This is a genomic window from Streptomyces atratus, from assembly GCF_040655115.1.
In the GTDB taxonomy this organism is placed as follows: Bacteria; Actinomycetota; Actinomycetes; order Streptomycetales; family Streptomycetaceae; genus Streptomyces; species Streptomyces atratus_D.
Genome location: NZ_JBFAJH010000004.1, coordinates 139,359 through 156,600 on the forward strand (window position 1 = coordinate 139,359; position 17,242 = coordinate 156,600).

The 17,242-nt window shown below is 70.6% G+C and carries 15 protein-coding genes and 2 pseudogenes; 11 read left to right on the top strand and 6 right to left on the bottom strand.

What is annotated here, in order from left to right; genetic code table 11:
- Positions 1-12: 12 nt before the first annotated feature.
- On the top strand, positions 13-522 hold the full coding sequence (locus AB0I23_RS07475; RefSeq protein ID WP_359108022.1) for a DUF1990 family protein: 510 nt from the start codon (positions 13-15) through the stop codon (positions 520-522).
- Positions 523-559: 37 nt separating this feature from the next.
- Positions 560-1,996, top strand: coding sequence for a lipase maturation factor family protein (locus tag AB0I23_RS07480; RefSeq protein ID WP_359107737.1), 1,437 nt, complete (start codon positions 560-562; stop codon positions 1,994-1,996).
- 147 nt (positions 1,997-2,143) lie between these two features.
- Here AB0I23_RS07480 and AB0I23_RS07485 read toward each other — a convergent pair whose 3' ends face one another.
- Both AB0I23_RS07485 and AB0I23_RS07490 read right to left on the bottom strand, forming a co-directional pair.
- Positions 2,144-2,332, bottom strand: coding sequence for a hypothetical protein (locus tag AB0I23_RS07485; protein ID WP_359108049.1), 189 nt, complete (start codon positions 2,330-2,332; stop codon positions 2,144-2,146).
- 276 nt (positions 2,333-2,608) lie between these two features.
- Positions 2,609-4,093 (bottom strand): SDR family NAD(P)-dependent oxidoreductase, encoded by a 1,485-nt coding sequence (locus AB0I23_RS07490; RefSeq protein WP_359107739.1) that lies wholly within the window; start codon positions 4,091-4,093, stop codon positions 2,609-2,611.
- Positions 4,094-4,469: 376 nt separating this feature from the next.
- On the opposite strand from AB0I23_RS07490, the gene AB0I23_RS07495 reads away from it, so the two are divergent.
- The 3 genes and pseudogenes from AB0I23_RS07495 to AB0I23_RS07505 all read left to right on the top strand — a co-directional run bounded on the left by AB0I23_RS07495 (position 4,470) and on the right by AB0I23_RS07505 (position 6,161).
- Entirely contained in the window at positions 4,470-5,360 is an 891-nt protein-coding gene (locus tag AB0I23_RS07495) for an RNA polymerase sigma factor SigF (protein WP_359107741.1), read from the top strand.
- 168 nt (positions 5,361-5,528) lie between these two features.
- Positions 5,529-5,606 (top strand): annotated as a pseudogene (locus tag AB0I23_RS07500) (response regulator); the annotation flags it as partial.
- A gap of 99 nt (positions 5,607-5,705) precedes the next feature.
- Positions 5,706-6,161 (top strand): ATP-binding protein, encoded by a 456-nt coding sequence (locus tag AB0I23_RS07505; protein ID WP_359107743.1) that lies wholly within the window; start codon positions 5,706-5,708, stop codon positions 6,159-6,161.
- Positions 6,162-6,239: 78 nt separating this feature from the next.
- Here AB0I23_RS07505 and AB0I23_RS07510 read toward each other — a convergent pair.
- Positions 6,240-6,455: pseudogene (locus tag AB0I23_RS07510) on the bottom strand (ferric iron reductase); the annotation flags it as partial.
- 200 nt (positions 6,456-6,655) lie between these two features.
- Between AB0I23_RS07510 and AB0I23_RS07515 the strand changes: the two are divergent.
- A complete protein-coding gene (locus tag AB0I23_RS07515) occupies positions 6,656-7,891 on the top strand; it encodes a DMT family transporter (protein ID WP_436846889.1) in 1,236 nt (411 codons plus the stop codon).
- Here the strand turns inward: AB0I23_RS07515 and AB0I23_RS07520 are convergent.
- Positions 7,861-9,162, bottom strand: coding sequence for a transglycosylase family protein (locus AB0I23_RS07520; protein ID WP_359107746.1), 1,302 nt, complete (start codon positions 9,160-9,162; stop codon positions 7,861-7,863). The two genes, AB0I23_RS07515 and AB0I23_RS07520, sit on opposite strands and share 31 nt — an antisense overlap.
- A 597-nt stretch (positions 9,163-9,759) precedes the next feature.
- Here AB0I23_RS07520 and gndA point away from each other — a divergent pair.
- From gndA to AB0I23_RS07535, 3 genes are all read left to right on the top strand, one after another.
- The gene (gndA, locus tag AB0I23_RS07525) at positions 9,760-11,202 is read left to right on the top strand and encodes an NADP-dependent phosphogluconate dehydrogenase (RefSeq protein ID WP_359107748.1); all 1,443 of its coding nucleotides are present in this window, start codon (positions 9,760-9,762) and stop codon (positions 11,200-11,202) included.
- A gap of 148 nt (positions 11,203-11,350) precedes the next feature.
- Positions 11,351-12,424 (top strand): Dyp-type peroxidase, encoded by a 1,074-nt coding sequence (locus tag AB0I23_RS07530; RefSeq protein WP_359107750.1) that lies wholly within the window; start codon positions 11,351-11,353, stop codon positions 12,422-12,424.
- Positions 12,424-13,221 carry a family 1 encapsulin nanocompartment shell protein gene (locus tag AB0I23_RS07535; RefSeq protein WP_359107752.1) on the top strand — a complete coding sequence of 266 codons (798 nt, stop codon included), beginning with the start codon at positions 12,424-12,426 and terminating at the stop codon, positions 13,219-13,221. Before AB0I23_RS07530 ends, AB0I23_RS07535 begins: the two co-directional genes overlap by 1 nt.
- On the opposite strand, the gene AB0I23_RS07540 is transcribed toward AB0I23_RS07535, so the two are convergent.
- Both AB0I23_RS07540 and AB0I23_RS07545 read right to left on the bottom strand, forming a co-directional pair.
- Positions 13,211-13,411 (bottom strand): M64 family metallopeptidase, encoded by a 201-nt coding sequence (locus AB0I23_RS07540; RefSeq protein WP_359107753.1) that lies wholly within the window; start codon positions 13,409-13,411, stop codon positions 13,211-13,213. The genes AB0I23_RS07535 and AB0I23_RS07540 overlap by 11 nt on opposite strands.
- Entirely contained in the window at positions 13,408-13,794 is a 387-nt protein-coding gene (locus AB0I23_RS07545) for a hypothetical protein (RefSeq protein ID WP_359107755.1), read from the bottom strand. The genes AB0I23_RS07540 and AB0I23_RS07545 overlap by 4 nt, the downstream gene beginning before the upstream one ends.
- A 254-nt stretch (positions 13,795-14,048) precedes the next feature.
- On the opposite strand from AB0I23_RS07545, the gene AB0I23_RS07550 reads away from it, so the two are divergent.
- Both AB0I23_RS07550 and AB0I23_RS07555 read left to right on the top strand, forming a co-directional pair.
- Entirely contained in the window at positions 14,049-15,695 is a 1,647-nt protein-coding gene (locus AB0I23_RS07550; RefSeq protein WP_359107756.1) for a PucR family transcriptional regulator, read from the top strand.
- Between the two features lie 106 nt (positions 15,696-15,801).
- Positions 15,802-17,184, top strand: coding sequence for a diaminopimelate decarboxylase (locus tag AB0I23_RS07555; protein ID WP_359107758.1), 1,383 nt, complete (start codon positions 15,802-15,804; stop codon positions 17,182-17,184).
- Positions 17,185-17,242 lie beyond the last annotated feature (58 nt).

Consider the following 17,242-nt stretch of genomic DNA (forward strand, 5'->3'; position numbering starts at 1 on the left):
AGGCAGGACGTCATGAGCACCCTCACGTACCCGGAGGTCGGGGCCACCCGGCTCGGCCCGCTCCCCGACGGCTACCACCATCTCCATCACCGGGTCCCGGTGGGCCGCGGCCGGGCCGACTTCGAGACGGCGGGCGCAGCCGTCACCGGTTGGCGCATGCACCGCACCTCCGGCACCCGGGTGCGGGCGTCGACGGCCCGCGCCGAGCCAGGGACCTCCGTTCGGGTGTCGATCGGGCTCGGTCCGTTCCGGTTCGCCGCACCGTGCGAGGTCGTCTGGACCGCGTACGAGAAGGAGCGCATCGGCTTCGCGTACGGAACCCGGAACCGGCACCCCGAGCGCGGCGAGGAGTGCTTCGTGGTGGAGCTGGCGGACGACGGGACGGTGTGGTTCACCGTGCTGGCGTTCTCCCGTCCGGCCCGCTGGTACAGCCGGATGGCGGGCCCCCTCGTGCCGGTGCTCCAGAGGTGGTACGCACGTCGGCTCGGCACGGCGCTGGGACGGATCGTGTCGGCGAGCTGAAGCGCTCAGCCGCTCCACAGCGTCGATACTGGAAGTGATGGGATGGTTCACCGCAGATGGCTACTGGCTCAGCCGGCTGATCTTCCAGCGGGCTCTCGCCTGCATCTATCTGGCCGGGTTTCTCGCCGCCGCCCTCCAGTTCCGGGCGCTGATCGGCGAACGTGGCATGCTGCCCGCGCCCGAGTTCCTGCGGCGAACGGACTGGCGGTTCGCCCCCGGTCTCTTCCGGCTCCACTACTCCGACCGGTTCTTCGCGGTGGTCGCCTGGACCGGCTGCGCGCTCGCGGTCGCGCTGATCGCCGGGGTGGATTCATACGTTCCGCTCTGGGCGGCGATGCTGCTGTGGCTGCTGCCCTGGGCGCTGTATCTGTCGATCGTCCAGGTCGGCCAGATCTGGTACGGCTTCGGGTGGGAGTCGCTGCTCCTGGAGACCGGCTTCCTCGCCGTCTTTCTCGGCAACGCGGACACGGCCCCGCCGGTACTGGTGCTGTGGCTGCTGCGCTGGGTGCTGTTCCGGGTCGAGTTCGGCGCCGGGCTGATCAAGATCCGGGGCGACGAGTGCTGGCGCAAGTTGACCTGCCTGTATTTCCACCATGAGACCCAGCCGATGCCGGGACCACTGAGCTGGTTCTTCCACAGGCTGCCCAAACCGGTCCACCGGGTCGAGGTGGCGGCCAACCACGTCACCCAGCTCCTCGTCCCGGTACTGCTCTTCACCCCGCAGCCGGTGGCGAGTGCGGCCGCGGGACTGATGATCGTCACCCAGTTGTGGCTGGTGCTCTCCGGGAACTTCGCCTGGCTGAACTGGCTGACCATCGCCCTCGCCCTGTCCGCCGTCGACTGGTCGCTGGTCACTGCGCAGCCGGCGCAGGCGGCGCCGCCGCTCTGGTACGAGGTGCTGGTCCTCGCCGTCGCCGCGCTGGTGGTCGTCCTCAGCTACCGTCCGGCGCGCAATCTGATCTCCCGCCGCCAGGTGATGAACCGCTCGTTCGACCCGTTGCATCTTGTCAACACGTACGGCGCGTTCGGCAGCATCAGCCGGGTCCGGCTGGAGATCGCGGTCGAGGGCACCGACGAGGCGGTGCTCCACCCCGACACCGTCTGGCAGGAGTACGGCTTCCGCGGCAAGCCGGGCGATCCGCGGAGGCTGCCGCGCCAGTTCGCTCCCTACCACCTGCGCCTGGACTGGCTGATGTGGTTCGCGGCCCTCTCTCCCGCGTACGCCCATTCCTGGTTCGGACCCTTCATGGAGCGACTGCTGGAGAACGACCGGGACACACTGCGGCTGCTGCGCCACAACCCGTTCCCCGGCAGCCCTCCCACGTACCTCCGCGCCAGGGTGTACCGCTACCGGTACACGACCTGGCGCGAACTGCGTGCCACCGGGAACTGGTGGCACCGCACCTACGTGCGGGAATTCATCAGACCGGTTGCCCTCGCCCCCGCCCGCATCAGCCCGACCACGCGCCCTTGAAGTGCAGGACCCCCGGGCCGGTCGCGCGGTGCGGTGACCGGGCCGGGACATGCCGGAGCCCCGGACCTCCGTTGGGTCGGAGGGCCGGGGCTCCTTGGCTGACGGGCGTGGCGGACGTCGGACGGCCGCGCGGACCGGGCCCGTGGATCAGTCGATGCCGGGCAGGATGTGCGGCTCGGCGAGGTCGTCCTCGTAACCGGCCAGCCGGATCGGCGCGGACCTGGCCCAGACTTCGAGGTTCTGGAGCTTCTCGGGCCGACGGGGTCGCTCTCCGTGTCGCTCTGTCGGCCGCTTCTCGCGCTTCGCCATCTCGTGCTTCGTCAGTTCTGGTGTCACCGCGCACTCCTTTGTGTCGCGAAACCCCGGGCGTCGCCGACACTCCGGCCTCATTGCCGGACGTCGACCGCCCATATGGGGCGGGGCAGGAACAGTTCGGTCGCGGTGGCGCCGGGCGTGGGGCGGAACGGCGGCCTGGTTGCAGACCTGTCCCAGGACGGCCCAGGGAGATTCGTGGATCCCCGGGTGGCGTCCGTTCACCTCAGACTAACCAAATGAGCGCATTCATGCTCGATGGAACGTGTGCGCTCGGTCACTTTCGGACAGCGGGTCGACCTACCAACCGGCCGGCGCGTAGTCCTTCAGGAAGCAGCCGAACAGGTCCTCGCCCGCTTCGCCGCGCACGATCGGGTCGTAGACCCGGGCAGCGCCGTCGACCAGGTCGAGCGGGGCGTGGAAGCCCTCCTCGGCCAGCCGGATCTTGTCGGGGTGCGGTCGCTCGTCGGTGATCCAGCCGGTGTCGACGGCGGTCATCAGGATGCCGTCCTTCTCGAACATCTCCTGGGCGCTGGTGCGGGTGAGCATGTTCAGCGCAGCCTTGGCCATGTTGGTGTGCGGGTGGCCCGCACCCTTGTAACCGCGGCTGAACACACCCTCCATCGCGGAGACGTTGACCACATAGGCGCGCTCGGCGGCCGTCGCGGCCATCGCGGGCCGGAGCCGGCTGATCAGGATGAACGGCGCGGTGGAGTTGCAGAGCTGGACTTCGAGCAGCTCGATCGGCTCGACCTCTTCGACCGTCTGGATCCAGCTGTTCGTGTGATGCAGGTCCGGTACGAGACCGCCCGCGTCGATCGCGGTGCCCGCAGCGATCCGTTCCAGCGAGGCGGAGCCGGTGACCAGGGCCAGTTCGGTGACGTCCTGGGCGCTCAGCCCCTCCTTGCGGGCGGCGGGCAGGGCGGCGACGCGGTCGACCGAGCCGCTGCCGAAGGTGCCGATGACTTGGGCCGCGGGGAGTTCACCCGCGGGCAGCGGTGCGGACTCTGCGCCGAGCAGTTCGCTGTACGCCTGCGGGGAGCGGCGCACCGTCTGCGCGGCGTTGTTGATCAGGATGTCCAGCGGCCCCTCGGCGGCGACCGAGTCGGCGAGCGCGACGACCTGGGCGGGGTCGCGCAGATCGATGCCGACGATCTTCAGCCGGTGGATCCACTCGTCACTGTCCGGCATCGCCTTGAAGCGGCGGATCGCGTCGTTGGGGAAGCGGGTGGTGATGGTGGTGTGCGCGCCGTCACGCAGCAGCCTCAGCGCGATGTACATGCCGATCTTGGCCCGGCCACCGGTGAGCAGCGCCCGGCGCCCCGTCAGGTCGGTCCGTGCGTCGCGGCGGTCCCGGTTCTCCTTGGCGCACTGCTGGCAGAGCTGGTGGTAGAAGGCGTCCACCTCGACGTACCGGGTCTTGCAGATGTAGCAGGAGCGGGGCCGCTGGAGTATCCCGGCGATCTCGGCACCGGCCGAGGAGGACGGCAGGACACCCTGGGTCTCGTCGTCGATGCGCTCGGCGGATCCGGTGGCGGTGGCCTCGGTGACGGCCTTGTCGTGCGCGGTCTTGGCGGCCCGGCGCTCCTGGCGGCGGCGCTGTTTCACGGTCCGGTAGATACCGGCGGTGGCGCGGCGCACGGCGATGGCGTCCGGGTGGTCGACCTCGATGGTGTCGAGTTCGTCGAGCACGCTCAGGCAGACGGCCAGCCGCTCCGGGTCGATACCGGGACCGAACTCCTCGATACCGGGAGCGAACTCCGTGCTGTCCTCTGTCACCGTCATTGCCGTTCCTCTGTCAGTCATGCCGCCGGGATCTCTCGGCGGCCCCGGCGCGTTGCCGTAGCGGGCTCACGAGGACTGGTATCCACGGGGCTGAGGCCCGGCTGCGGGCTTGCGCGAAGCCGCCGCACTACGGGCCGAACGCCCCGCTCAAGTCTGCCATGTCCGCCGCGCTGCTCCATCCGGGTGCACAGGCCGGCACAGCGGGCCGCGGGAGGAAACGCCATGGCCCCGGGCGGAGGACATGAAGCGCACATACGGGGCTGCAGAGGGTGCCGTGACCGGACCGGCGTAAAAGAAATCCGGATCTTCGCGCATTACGCAGGGGAAGCAGGGCAGACGCCGCTCGATACATCCAACGAACAGGGAGGGCGGCGACATGGTGACCCCGTCGGAGCAGATCAGCGGAGCAGGAACACTGCACCAGGCGACCGGTGCGCTCACCGGTGCAGGAGATGCTGATCTGCCCTGGATCGAGGACACCGGAAAGGTCGCTCCGAAGGATGCGCGTCAGCTTTCCAAGCTGTTCCTCGACAAGCTCCAGGTACTCGAAGAGGGCACGCACGAATACCAGTACGCGCGCAACACCCTCATCGAGATGAATCTCTCGCTGGTGCGCTTCGCCGGGGCCCGGTTCCGCAACCGGGCCGGTGACGACACCGAGGACATCGTTCAGGTCGGCACGATCGGTCTGATCAAGGCGATCGATCGGTTCGACCTCTCCCGTGACGTCGAGTTCGCCACATTCGCCCTGCCGTACATCGTCGGCGAGATCAAGCGCTTCTTCCGGGACACCACCTGGTCGGTGCATGTACCGCGCCGACTCCAGGAGCTGCGTGTCGACCTCGCGAAGGCGAAGGAGCAGCTCTCGGCCGAGCTGGACCGCGACCCCACCGTCAAGGAACTGGCCGCCCGTCTCGGCCTTCCCGAGGAAGAGGTCATCGAAGGCCTCGTCGCCGCGAACGGCTACTCGGCCGATTCCCTGGACACCCCCTCGGCCGACACGGAGTCGAACAAGGACCAGCGGTCGTACGCCGAAGTCCTCGGTGAGGCCGACCCCGGCATGGAGACGGTCGAGAATCTCCACACGCTCGCGCCGCTGCTGGAGAATCTGGACGACCGCGAGCGGCGGATCGTGCAGATGCGGTTCGGGCAGGAGATGACGCAGTCCCAGATCGGCGCCGAGCTCGGCGTCTCACAGATGCATGTCTCGCGGTTGCTGGCGCGGATCGTCCAACAGCTGCGCGCGGGGATGTCCGTGGAGGCCTGACCGCGGTACGGAGCTTCCGCCATGGATCTCTCTCCGCTCGAACTGACCCTGCATCGCCTGAGTGATGCCGCGGCCGCCACCGACGCCGCCCGCGCGGACATGGAGCTGGAAGCGGTTCTGGCCATCCGCACGGGAGCGTCTGTGGAGCAGGTGGCGGAACTCACCATGCTCGCTCAGTTCATCGCGGCCGTGCGCCAGATCGACGAGTTCTTCGTGACGGTCGTACGACCGCCGGGCCGCTCCTGACCACCCTCGCCATTCCCAGGAGTGGGATCTCATGACACGGGTAGATGAACCGCGAAGAAAAGGTCACCGACCTCCCCCGCTGCGCCCTGGCTGGAGCTCATGAACCAACACGCCCTCTCCCGGCCGGACGACCCGCATCCGGGTCACCGGCCCACTGAGGCACTGCACATCGCCGAAGGGTTCGGTGGTGAGGAGGGATGCATCGCACAGGCACGCGCACTGGCCGACCGCTTCCTGAGCCGGCTCACCACGGAGTGGCTGGCGGTGCTCGGCGAGCACACCCGTAACGACCTGATGCTGGCCGTGAGCGAGTTGGTCACCAACGCCGACCGCTTCACCCACGGCCCCTACCTGCTGGAGCTCGAGGGCACCGCGCAGCGGATCAGCGTCACGGTCTACGACAGCAGCACGGCCCTTCCCGTCTTCTTCTCCCCCGACCCGACCCGACCCGGCGGTCACGGGATGGAGATCGTCGTCGCCGTGTGCGACCGCCTGACCGCCGAGCGGGTGCCGGTGGGCAAGCGGGTCCGGGCCGAATTCGAACTGAGCGGCTGACCCGGTCACAGCCCGGCCCCGGTCCTGTGGACAGCCTTCGAGTCCCGTTCCGGGGAGAGCCCCTCAGACCTGCCGAACCAGATGGGCGACGGACGCGGCCACTCTGCGCTCCGGGGTACGGAGCGCGGCGGCGACCGCGTCGATACGGGCTGTGAGCGGCGCCGTCTCCCCCGCGTAGAGCCGGGCCAGCGGACGGTACGCACCGCCGGGCACCGGTGTGCTGCGCAGGGCGAAGAAACCGCCCACCGAGCCCGCGTCCGCATGCTCCGTACGCTGTTCCTGCGCGGGTTCCATCGGTCACTCCTGGTTACATCGCGGACACCCCGGGTACCGCGGCTCGCCATCACCGTATCGCTGCGGGATGATCGTCCTGAGGCCCGTCGGGAGGAGGACTACCGTCGGGAGGACGACACGCGGACTACTGCCGTACTACCAGAGCAGTACGTCGGATCGCAGTCTCAAGGACGACGACTCGACGGCTTTGAGGGGCCATCGTGGTGCACATGAGCTTCCTCGCACTGTCGGTGCTGCTATCACTGGTCTCCGCGGTCGCGTACGCGACCGGGGCGATCGTCCAGGAGCGCGTCGCCACGGCCGGAGACGGGCACTCGCTCGCCCCCCTGCGCAACCGCGTGTGGTGGATGGCGGTGGCGTCGAACGGTGTGGGTGCGGTGCTGCACGTGCTGGCACTGGCGTACGGCCCGCTCAGCCTGGTTCAGCCGCTCGGCGCGCTGACGATCGTCTTCGCCCTGCCGATGGCCGCCCTCTTCGTGCGCCGCCGGGCCGGGGCGACAGCCTGGCGCGGCGCGATCATGGCGACGGTCGGCCTGGCGGGTCTGCTCGCGCTCACCGGCAGAGGCGAGTCGCACACGCTGGACGGCCCGAAGCAGTTGATGCTCGCCACCGTGACGTTCGGTGCGGTGGCGCTGCTCCTCCTGGTGTCGAAGGGCACGCGACGGCCGGTGGTACGGAGCGTGGTCCTGGCCGGGGCAGCGGGTGTCGCGTTCGGTATCGCCTCGGTGTTCACGAAGACGGTGGCGATGGAGTGGACGTCGGGTGCGGTAGGCGCGGGACTGCCCTCGCTGGTGGTGATCGCGGCGCTGGCCGGAGCCGGGCTGCTGCTGTCCCAGGGGGCATACCGGGGCGCCGGCCTCACCGCTCCGCTCGCGACGGTGACCGTCGTGAACCCGGTGATCGCGGCGGCGGTCGGCATCACGCTGTTCGGCGAGCAGTTCCGGCACGGCACGGCGGGCACGGCGCTGGCGCTCGCGTGCGGCGTGGTGGCCGCGGGCGGGCTGATCATGCTGACGACGGAGCGGATGAGCGCGGAGCGTCGCGAGGAGCTGCGGATCCAGGGTGTCGGCGCAGTTGTGTCGGAGGTGGATGCCGGGCTTGTCGCGGAGGACATGGAGGGCGCGGAGAGTGCCGCCGAGTCCGTCGGCGCGATGGAGCCTGCGGGGGCATCGGCCGCGCACCGACCGCAGGCCGAGCCCGCCCGGTTCGTCGCCGTGTCCGACTCGGCCACCGTCGAACCGATTGCATCGCTGCTCCCGCTGCCGGTGCCGGTGGCGGTGCCGCTGGGGAGTCGTCGGGCGGGGCGGATCGACTTCGGCCCCGCGCCGCGGCCGCGCACCGGTGTGGGACGACGTGGCCCGTCGGCCGCCGAGGCCGGTGCCTCCGCGCAGCAGCCCGGGAGCGTTCAGACGCTGACGCCGCCCGCCCTGAGGTAGGTCACGGGGTCGATGTCGGAGCCGTAGCCGGGACCCGTACGAATCTCGAAGTGCAGGTGCGGTCCGGTGACGTTGCCCGTGGAGCCGGAGCGGGCGATGCGCTGACCGCCGCTGATGTGCTGGCCCTCGCGCACATGGAGCGCGGACAGGTGCGCGTACTGGCTGTACTTGCCGTCGCTGTGCCGTAGGACGATCTGGTAGCCGTACGGTCCCGCCCAGCCCGCCGACACGACCGTGCCGGAGGCCACCGCCTCGACCGAGGTGCCGGTGGGAACGGGGAAGTCGATGCCCGTGTGATAGCCGCTGGCCCAGGAACCGGCCTGGTGGTAGGAGGTGCCGATGCGGGTCGCCGCCACAGGGGCGGTGAGCCCGGAGTGCTTCTCGGCCCGCTCGGTCTTCCTGGGCCGAGGCTTTGCGGCCTGGTGCGGCTTCCGCTCCGTGGTGTGGTGCGGTTTCGCCGCCTGGTGCTGGGGCTCGGCCTGTTCGTGCTTCGGTTCCGCCTGCTGACGCGGCTTCGTCTTCTGCTGCGGTCCGGTGGACATGCCCGGCCGGAAGCCGGTCTTCGATTCGGCCTTCGGTGTCCGGGCACCGTCCAGGGTGAGCCGCTGGCCGGGGAAGATCAGGTCCGGGTCGTCGCCGACCACCTCGCGGTTGGCCGCGTAGAGATGCTGCCAGCCACCCGTCACACGCTCGGTCGACGCGATCGCGGAGAGCGAGTCGCCGCGCGCGACGGTGTAGGACTCGCGCTTGCCGGGCACCGTGGTCGGTGTGGCCGACGCGGGCGCCTTCTCGGCCTTCGGCTTCGCCTTCTTCGGCGTGCGGGTCTCCTTCGACGACGCGTCGACAGGACGGCCGGTCCGTTCCGACTGCGGCTTGACGTCAGGGGCGTCGCCGCCCCGTGTCAGGCCCGCCCTGGTGGAGCAGGTCGGCCAGGCACCGGGGCCCTGCGCCTCCAGCACCTTCTCCGCAACGGCTATCTGCTGTTCCCTGGTGGCCAGATCGGCACGCGGCGCGTAGGCGGTGCCGCCGTAGGCCGCCCAGGTCGATCGGGTGAACTGCAGCCCGCCGAAGTAACCGTTGCCCGAGTTGATGTGCCAGTTGTTGGTGGACTCGCAGGCGGCGACCTTCTCCCAGACATCCGTCGACGCGGCGCCCGCCGAAACCGCGGTGACGAGCGGGAGCGCGATGCCCGCACCACCCGCCGTGACCGTCAGCGAGGCACGGTTGATGCGGCTGGGCTGGTATTTGCGGTGCCGTCCGTTCGCGGCCATGACTTGGCTCCCCCACTGGCTGTAGGACACGTCGCAAGCGGCCAACTTATGGGCACGTCAGGGGGATTGACAAGGGATCGGGCGAGAACCCGCCTGTCACGCGCGGAACGGGTACACCTCGGATCGCGGACCATCGGCACGGACCCTCCGAGCGCGCGCCGGTCGTCGAGGCGGCCTACGCCGATGTGCCGCACCTGGTGGAGCGCCCGGGCCTGTTCGTCGTCATGGTGCTGGGTGAGGGGTCGTCCAGGTCACCTCGGCAGCCGGGGAAGCCGTCTGGGACGCACCCTTGGTCGGCGCCGCGCCCGGCGCCTTCGCCCTGCTGAGCGAGTTGTGGAGCATGTCTCTGCTGCACGGGATCGGCGGAGTGCCGAAGTACGCGCCGAACGACCTCCCGGTGCGCGTCACCATGACGCCGCACTCTGCGACAACCTGCGCGATCGCGGTCCTGGCCACGGGTCCGGTGCCCCCACGAGCCCGCACGGACGTTTTCCCGCGCCGGCGTGAACGCGGTGCCGCGCGGTGAACAGGCCGTGCCCGCGTCCCGTATCCATACTGGTCATCCGGGCATCCTCGACAGATTGCAGGAGCATACAGATGAGCGGCACTGCGCAGATCGGCATCACTGGACTCGCGGTGATGGGCCGCAATCTCGCCCGGAACTTCGCCCGCAACGGCTTTACGGTCGCGCTGCACAATCGTACGACCGCAAAGACCGATGCCCTGGTCAAGGAGTTCGGCCACGAGGGCACCTTCGCCGCCGCGCACACACCCGAGGAGTTCGTGGCGGCGCTGGAGCGGCCGCGCCGACTGGTCATCATGGTGAAGGCGGGAGATCCGACCGACGCCGTGATCCAGGAGTTCGCCCCACTGCTCGACGAGGGTGACGTCATCATCGACGGCGGCAATGCCCACTTCGAGGACACCCGCCGCCGCGAGAAGGAGCTGCGGGAGCGCGGGATCCACTTCGTCGGTGTCGGTATCTCGGGCGGCGAGGAGGGCGCGCTGAACGGGCCGAGCATCATGCCGGGCGGCTCCACCCAGTCGTACGAATCCCTGGGGCCGCTGCTGGAGAAGATCGCCGCAAAGGCGAAGGACGGCGCCCCGTGCACCACGCACATCGGCCCCGACGGAGCCGGGCATTTCGTGAAGATGGTCCACAACGGCATCGAGTACGCGGACATGCAGCTGATCGCGGAGGCGTACGACCTGCTGCGCCGGGTGGCCGGCTACTCCCCCGCGCAGATCGCCGAGACATTCCGCAGCTGGAACACCGGCCGCCTCGACTCGTACCTGATCGAGATCACCGCCGAAGTCCTCGCTCATACGGACGAAGCGACGGGGAAGCCCTTCGTCGACATCGTGCAGGACCGTGCCGAGCAGAAGGGGACGGGCCGCTGGACGGTGCAGATCGCGCTGGATCTGGGGGTGCCGGTCTCCGGTATCGCGGAGGCGGTGTTCGCCCGTTCGCTGTCGGGCCACGCGGATCTCCGGGAGGCGGCACGGGAGCTGCCGGGGCCGTCGGCCGTTCCCCTCACCGGGGCGGAAGCGGCGGCTTTCGCCGACCGGGTCGAACAGGCGCTGTACGCATCCAAGATCGTCTCCTACACGCAGGGGTTCCATCAGATCCGGGCCGGCAGCGAGGCGTACGACTGGAACATCGATCTCGGTGGGGTGGCGGCGATCTGGCGGGCCGGGTGCATCATCCGGGCCGCGTTCCTGGACCGGATCCGGGCGGCGTACGACGCGCGTCCCGGGCTGGTGAGTCTCCTCTCCGACCAGCAGTTCGCCGCCGAGATCGGTGCGGCGCAGGACGACTGGCGGACGGTGGTCGCCGAGGCGGTGCGCCTAGGGGTGCCGACCCCCGGGTTCGCCGCCGCGCTCTCGTACTACGACGGGGTGCGCGCCCACCGGCTGCCCGCGGCGCTCACCCAGGGGCAGCGGGACTTCTTCGGAGCGCACACCTATCGGCGTACGGACCGTGACGGCTCGTTCCACACGCTCTGGGGCGGCGACCGGTCGGAGGTCTCCATCGCCTGACAGGGGCGGTCGGTCGATCGCCCGGTGGGGTCGCCCCGGGATGCGGCAGGGCCGTGCGTATGCGTAAGTAGCAGCGAGTACCGTCGGCGTCCCGCACCACCGGGATGCCCCCGCCGAGCTGTCGCCACCCCCCACTCGGAGCCGCCGCATGCCCGAAGCCGTCCCGGACCCGGCCGCCGCCCAGCCCGTCGTCGCGCCGCTGACCACCGCCGCCCTGGTGCTGGTCACCACGATCGAACCCGGTGGCGAGAGCGCCGTGCGCGAGGTACTGCCGGACCTCGCGGCGTTCGCCCGTTCCATCGCCTTCCGGATGCCGAGCGCAGGGCTGGCCTGCGTCACCGGGTTCGGCTCGGAGGCCTGGGACCGGCTGTTCGCGGGGCCCCGGCCGGCTTCGCTCCATCCGTTCCGGGAGTTGCACGGCGCGCGCCATCACGCCCCCGCCACCCCGGGCGATCTGCTGTTCCACATCCGGGGCGAGCAGATGGACGTGTGTTACGAGTGGGCCGCCCGGCTGCTCGACCGGCTCGGCGGGGCGGTGAAGGTCGTCGACGAGACGCAGGGGTTCCGGTACTTCGACCACCGGGACCTGCTGGGCTTCGTCGACGGGACGGAGAACCCGATCGGCGCCCACGCGCGGACGGCGGCGCTCGTGAGCTCCGTAGCCGACCCCGCCTTCGCAGACGGCAGTTATGTCATCGTCCAGAAGTACCTCCACGACCTGGCGTCCTGGAACACGCTGAGCACGGAGGAGCAGGAGCGTGTCATCGGCCGCACCAAGCAGGACGACGTCGAGCTGCCCGACGACGCCAAACCCCCCAACTCCCATGTCGCGTTGAACACCCTCACCGCGCCGGACGGCACCGCGCGCGAGATCCTGCGCGCCAACATGCCGTTCGGCAGTTTCGAACAGGGCGATTTCGGCACGTACTTCATCGGTTATGCCGCCGATCCGGACGTGACCGAACAGATGCTCCGCAATATGTTCCTCGGAAATCCGCCGGGCACGTACGACCGCATTCTCGACTTCTCGACCGCCGTCACCGGCACCCTCTTCTACGCCCCCAGCGCCGACTTCTTCGACGCCCCGCCGCCATCCCCCGTCCTGTCCGGGACCGAGTCCCTGTCGCAGCCGGCGTCCGCGCCGGTGGCACAGACCGTGGTTCCGGCGGATGCGCGGGACGGTTCGCTGCATATCGGCAGCCTGCAAGAAAGCGCCCAGTGATGAACAACCTCCACCGCGAACTCGCCCCTGTCACGGAAGCCGCCTGGGACCAGATCGAGGAGGAGGCCCGGCGCACCTTCAGCCGCCATCTGGCGGGCCGTCGCGTCGTCGATGTGACGGATCCGGAGGGACCGGCGTTCGCCGCGGTCGGCGACGGGCATCTGCGCGACATCGACCCGCCGACGCCGGATGTCATCGCCCGGGCCCGTACCTCGATGCCGGTGATCGAGTGGCGTGTGCCGTTCACGGTGACCCGGGCCGCCGTGGACGATGTCGAGCGCGGCTCCGAAGACAGTGACTGGCAGCCCGTCAAGGACGCCGCCCGGACCTGTGCGTTCGCCGAGGACATGGCCGTCATCGACGGGTACGCGGCGGCCGGGATCACCGGTCTGCGCAACGGTTCCTCGCACACTCCACTGCCGCTGCCCGCCGATGCGCGCGACTATCCGGCCACGGTGAGCCAGGCGCTGACCCGGCTGCGGCTGGCCGGCGTGGACGGGCCGTACCGGCTGCTGCTCGGCGCGGACGCGTTCACCGAGGCGACCGAGACGTCCGACCACGGCTATCCGGTGGCCACGCATCTCGCCCGGCTGCTGGACGACCAGATCCTCTGGGCGCCCGCCGTCGCGGGCGGTGTGCTGCTGTCCACCCGCGGCGGCGACTTCGAACTGCGCCTGGGCCAGGATCTGTCCATCGGCTATCGGGACCACGACGCGACGCACATCCGGCTCTACTTCCACCAGTCGTTCACGTTCCGGATGCTGACGCCGGAAGCCGTGGTCCCGATCATCGCCTGACGGCCGGGGCCGGGTTCCCTGCCGCTGCCTGCCGGTGCCCGGTGTCCCCGCACCAGAAGTAGCTGAAGGGCGCGGTGTCCTTGACGACGTCGGCGCCGGGGTAGCCGCCGATGCCGGAGTCGTTGGAGACGGCGTCGACGGTCCAGACGTTGAACAGGTTCCGGTAACTCCGGTACGGCTCGGTGGTCATGTCGGCCCACTTGACGTGGCATCCGCATGGAAATCGGCCTGCTGTTCGGCCGTGTAGCCGTCACCGGTGATCACGACGTCGAGCCGGTCGTCGGTCGAGCCGGTCACCTGCTGCCTGCCGACCGCACCGTCCAGGGCGGCCTCGGCGGCCCTCAGGGACGCGCCCGCGCTGCGGCCGCTCTTCCCGGGTGCGGTGGCCGGGACCTCGACGGTCTTCCCGGCGCCTCCCGGTTCCGGAAAGTACTCGACGCGATGGCTGCCCTGGCCGTCGCCCCCGGTCGGGGCGGCCGCCGCGGGGGCTGCAGCGGTCGCTGCCAGCAGGCCGGGGACGGCAAGGGCCGCCACCGATGCGGTGGTTCGGCGCGTGGCCGGGCGTATGCGCATGTACAACGCATCGAGGGGCTCCGACTTCGAGCGGACGCGCAACGACGCGACCAGCTGCTGATCGGCACATTGAATCGACTTGTCTCGGCGCTCAACCTAGGGGTGGGAGAAGCGCGGAACAAGACCCGGAAGCCGAGTGGCCGTTGATCGAATCCGGGTAACCGCCCCTCGTGGAGCCCGGATCGGGCGCGCCTCGCCGACCGGACACCGGGCGCACTCCTGCCATCGGCCGGTCGCTCGTATGCTCGGTTCCCATGACGAGGCGCGACGTGCCCGAGCCCGAGCGGGAGCCGCAATCCGGGGTCACGCTCCGCGAGATCCTGGCCTTCGACGACGGCGGCGCACTCCGTCTGTTGCTCGCGCCCGCCGACCGCGACGTCGGCGTCCGCGGTCTGGCCGTCGGTGACGAAGGGCAGGCGCAGCCGCTCGACCGGCGCATCGTGCTGGCCGTCGGCCCGCCGACCTCCTCCGCCGATGCGGCGGGCCCGGTCCGTGAGGCCGCCCGGCGCGGCGCCTGCGCCGTAGTGCTCCGCGATACGGAGGGGGTGCCCACGGCGCCCGAAGTACTGGCCGCGGCCGAGGAGTCGGGCATCGCCCTGCTCGCCCGTGCAGCCTGGGTCGACTGGACCGACATCGCGACTCTGCTGCGTTCCGCGCTCTCCTACGCCGAGGCGGGCCGGACCGCAGAGACAGTCACCACGGCGGACACCCCGGCCGGCGGGCTGGCAGCCCTGGCCTCGGCCATCGCCGAGAACACCGGGGGCTCCATCACCATCGAGGACACCCGCTTCCGGGTGCTGGCCCACTCCGCCACCCGTCCCGAGGCCGACGGGGTCCGCCGGTCCACGATTCTCGGCGGCAGGGTTCCCCAGTGGCGCGTCGCCGAGCTCCGGCGCAGCGGAATCCTCCGCGCCCTGTGGACCTCCCGGGACGTCATCCACCGTGCCGCAGAGGGCGACAGCCCCGAGCGTCTGATCATCGCGGTCCGCAGCGGCTCCGAAGTCCTCGGCTCCATCTGGGCGGCCACGGACGGGCGCGCGCTCTCCCCGCAGGCGGCGGACGCGCTGCGGCGCGGAGCGGAGGTCGCCGCCCCTCACCTCGTGCAGCACCGACTGCGCGAGAGCGGGGCCGTGCGCCGGAGGAACCATGCGCTGCGCGGTCTGCTCTACGCGCGTGGGGACCGGCGCACGCACGCCTGGTCGCTGGGGCTGCCACCGGACGCGCCGTGCGCGGTCCTGGTGGCCGAACGCGACGGCGCGGCAGGGCCGTCGGCCGACCGCGTCCTTGATGTACTCGCCCTGCAGGCATCCTCGTACCACCCCTCGGCACGCGTGCTGCGCGACGCGGACCGGCTGCTGGTTCTGCTGCCCGTCGAGCGCGGCCGGGACAGGGACGTGCTGGACCTGGCACGCGAGTTGGACACACTCGCCATGTCGATGCCCGGCTCAGCCCCGGTCCGCGTCGGGGCGGGTCCCGTCGTGCCCACCACCCTGCGGGCCGCCGCCTCGTGCGAGGAGGCGGCACTGGTCGTACGGGTGCTGCGCAACCGTGCCGCGCGCGGCGGGGAGCCCGAGCCCCTGCGGTACGCCGGGGCGGCCGAGCTCGGTCCCTCCCTGGACGTCCTGCGGATCCTGGACGCCGTACGGCCGGTCTGGGAAGCGGGCAGCGGGCCGGTGCACGAGCTCGTACGGTCCGACCTGGCGACCGGGGGCGAGCTGGTCCGTTCACTCGCCGCCTACTTCGACACGTCGGGCGATGTCGGCCGGGCCGCCCGGCGGCTCGTCCTGCACCCCAACACGCTGCGGTACCGGCTGCGCCGCGCCCGGGAGCGGTACGGCGTCGATCTGGACGACCCCGACACCCGGCTGCTCATCACCCTCGCCGTCCGGCTGAGCGGCTAGGTTTGTCTGTGATTCGTACGGTCGTTGGCCCTGCGGCCAAGGTCCGGCGCCGATTCTGTTCTGCTCGACAGAGACCTGCGGGGCCCCCATCACCGATTCTCGCCATATGTCTCTCACCACGCCCGCTCCGGGCCCTTCGTCCTCCGCGCGTGTCGCCGCCGCGGTCCGCCACGCCGTCGGTACCGGGCTGCTCGGCGAGGGCCGGCCCGTCGCGGGGTTCATCGACACCGACGGGGTGCGCGCCTCGGTCGCCGCCCTCCATGACGCGTTCACCGACACGCCCGCCACCGTGCTGCACACCTTCGCGGCCAAGGCCGCGTCCCTCGTCCCCGTGCTGAGGCTGCTCGCCGACTGCGGCATGGGATGCGAGGTCGCCAGCCCCGGTGAGCTGAGGCTCGCCCTCGACGCCGGTTTCGCACCCTCGACGATCGTCCTCGACTCCCCCGCCAAGACGCGCGACGAGATCCGGCAGGCTCTCGCACTCGGTGTGGCACTCAATGCCGACGGCCTCGACGAGGTACGGCGCATCGCCTCGCTGCGGCCCCGGAGCTCGGTCTCCGTCATCGGGCTGCGCATCAACCCACAGGTGGGCGGAGGCTCCATCAGTGCGATGAGCACCGCGACGCCGACCTCCAAGTTCGGCGTGGCGCTCCACGACCCCGGCGCGCGCGAGAATATCGTGCGGGCGTTCACCGAACACTCCTGGCTGACCCGGTTGCATGCCCATGTCGGTTCCCAGGGCTGCTCGTTGGAGCTGATCGCGACCGGAGTCGCGGAGACGTACCGGCTCGCCGAGGAGATCAACGAGACGCTCGGTACCCGGCAGATCACCAGCATCGACCTCGGCGGCGGACTGCCCGTCAACTTCGAGGACGACTCCGTACGGCCCACCTTTTCCGCCTATGTGGCGGCGCTGCGCGAAGCTGCGCCGGGGCTCTTCGACGGCCGGTACGGGATGGTCACGGAGTTCGGCCGGTCGCTGCTCGCGAAGAACGGCTTCATCGGGGCGCTGGTGGAGTACACGAAGGACGCGGGCTCCCGCCGTATCGCGCTCACCCACGCGGGCGCGCAGGTCGCCACCCGTACCGTCTTCATGCCCGAGTACTGGCCGCTGCGGGTCGGGGCGTTCGACGCCGAGGGGCGCCCCAAGGACGGTCCGCCACTGGTCCAGGACATCGCGGGACCGTGCTGTTTCGCCGGGGACGTCGTCGCGCACGCCCGGGAACTGCCGGAGCTGCGGGAGGGCGACTTCGTGGTCCTGTACGACACCGGCGCGTATTACTTCTCGACCCCCTGGTCGTACAACAGTCTCCCGAGGCCCGCCGTGTACGGGTTCAGCACGGTCGGCGCCGGGAGCGAGGGCTCGGGCGAGGACGCCGTGCGATTCGCGCCGGTGCGTGACGCCCAGTCGCTGGAGTCGATCGCCGAGGAGAGCGGCGTGGGACACGCCGACGCCCTCCTCGGAATCGGTCCCCGGCACACGGAGTAGCCGTCCTGCCCGGACTCGTCATCCGGCGGGGTGGGGCGTGGGCTCCGGCTCCGGCACC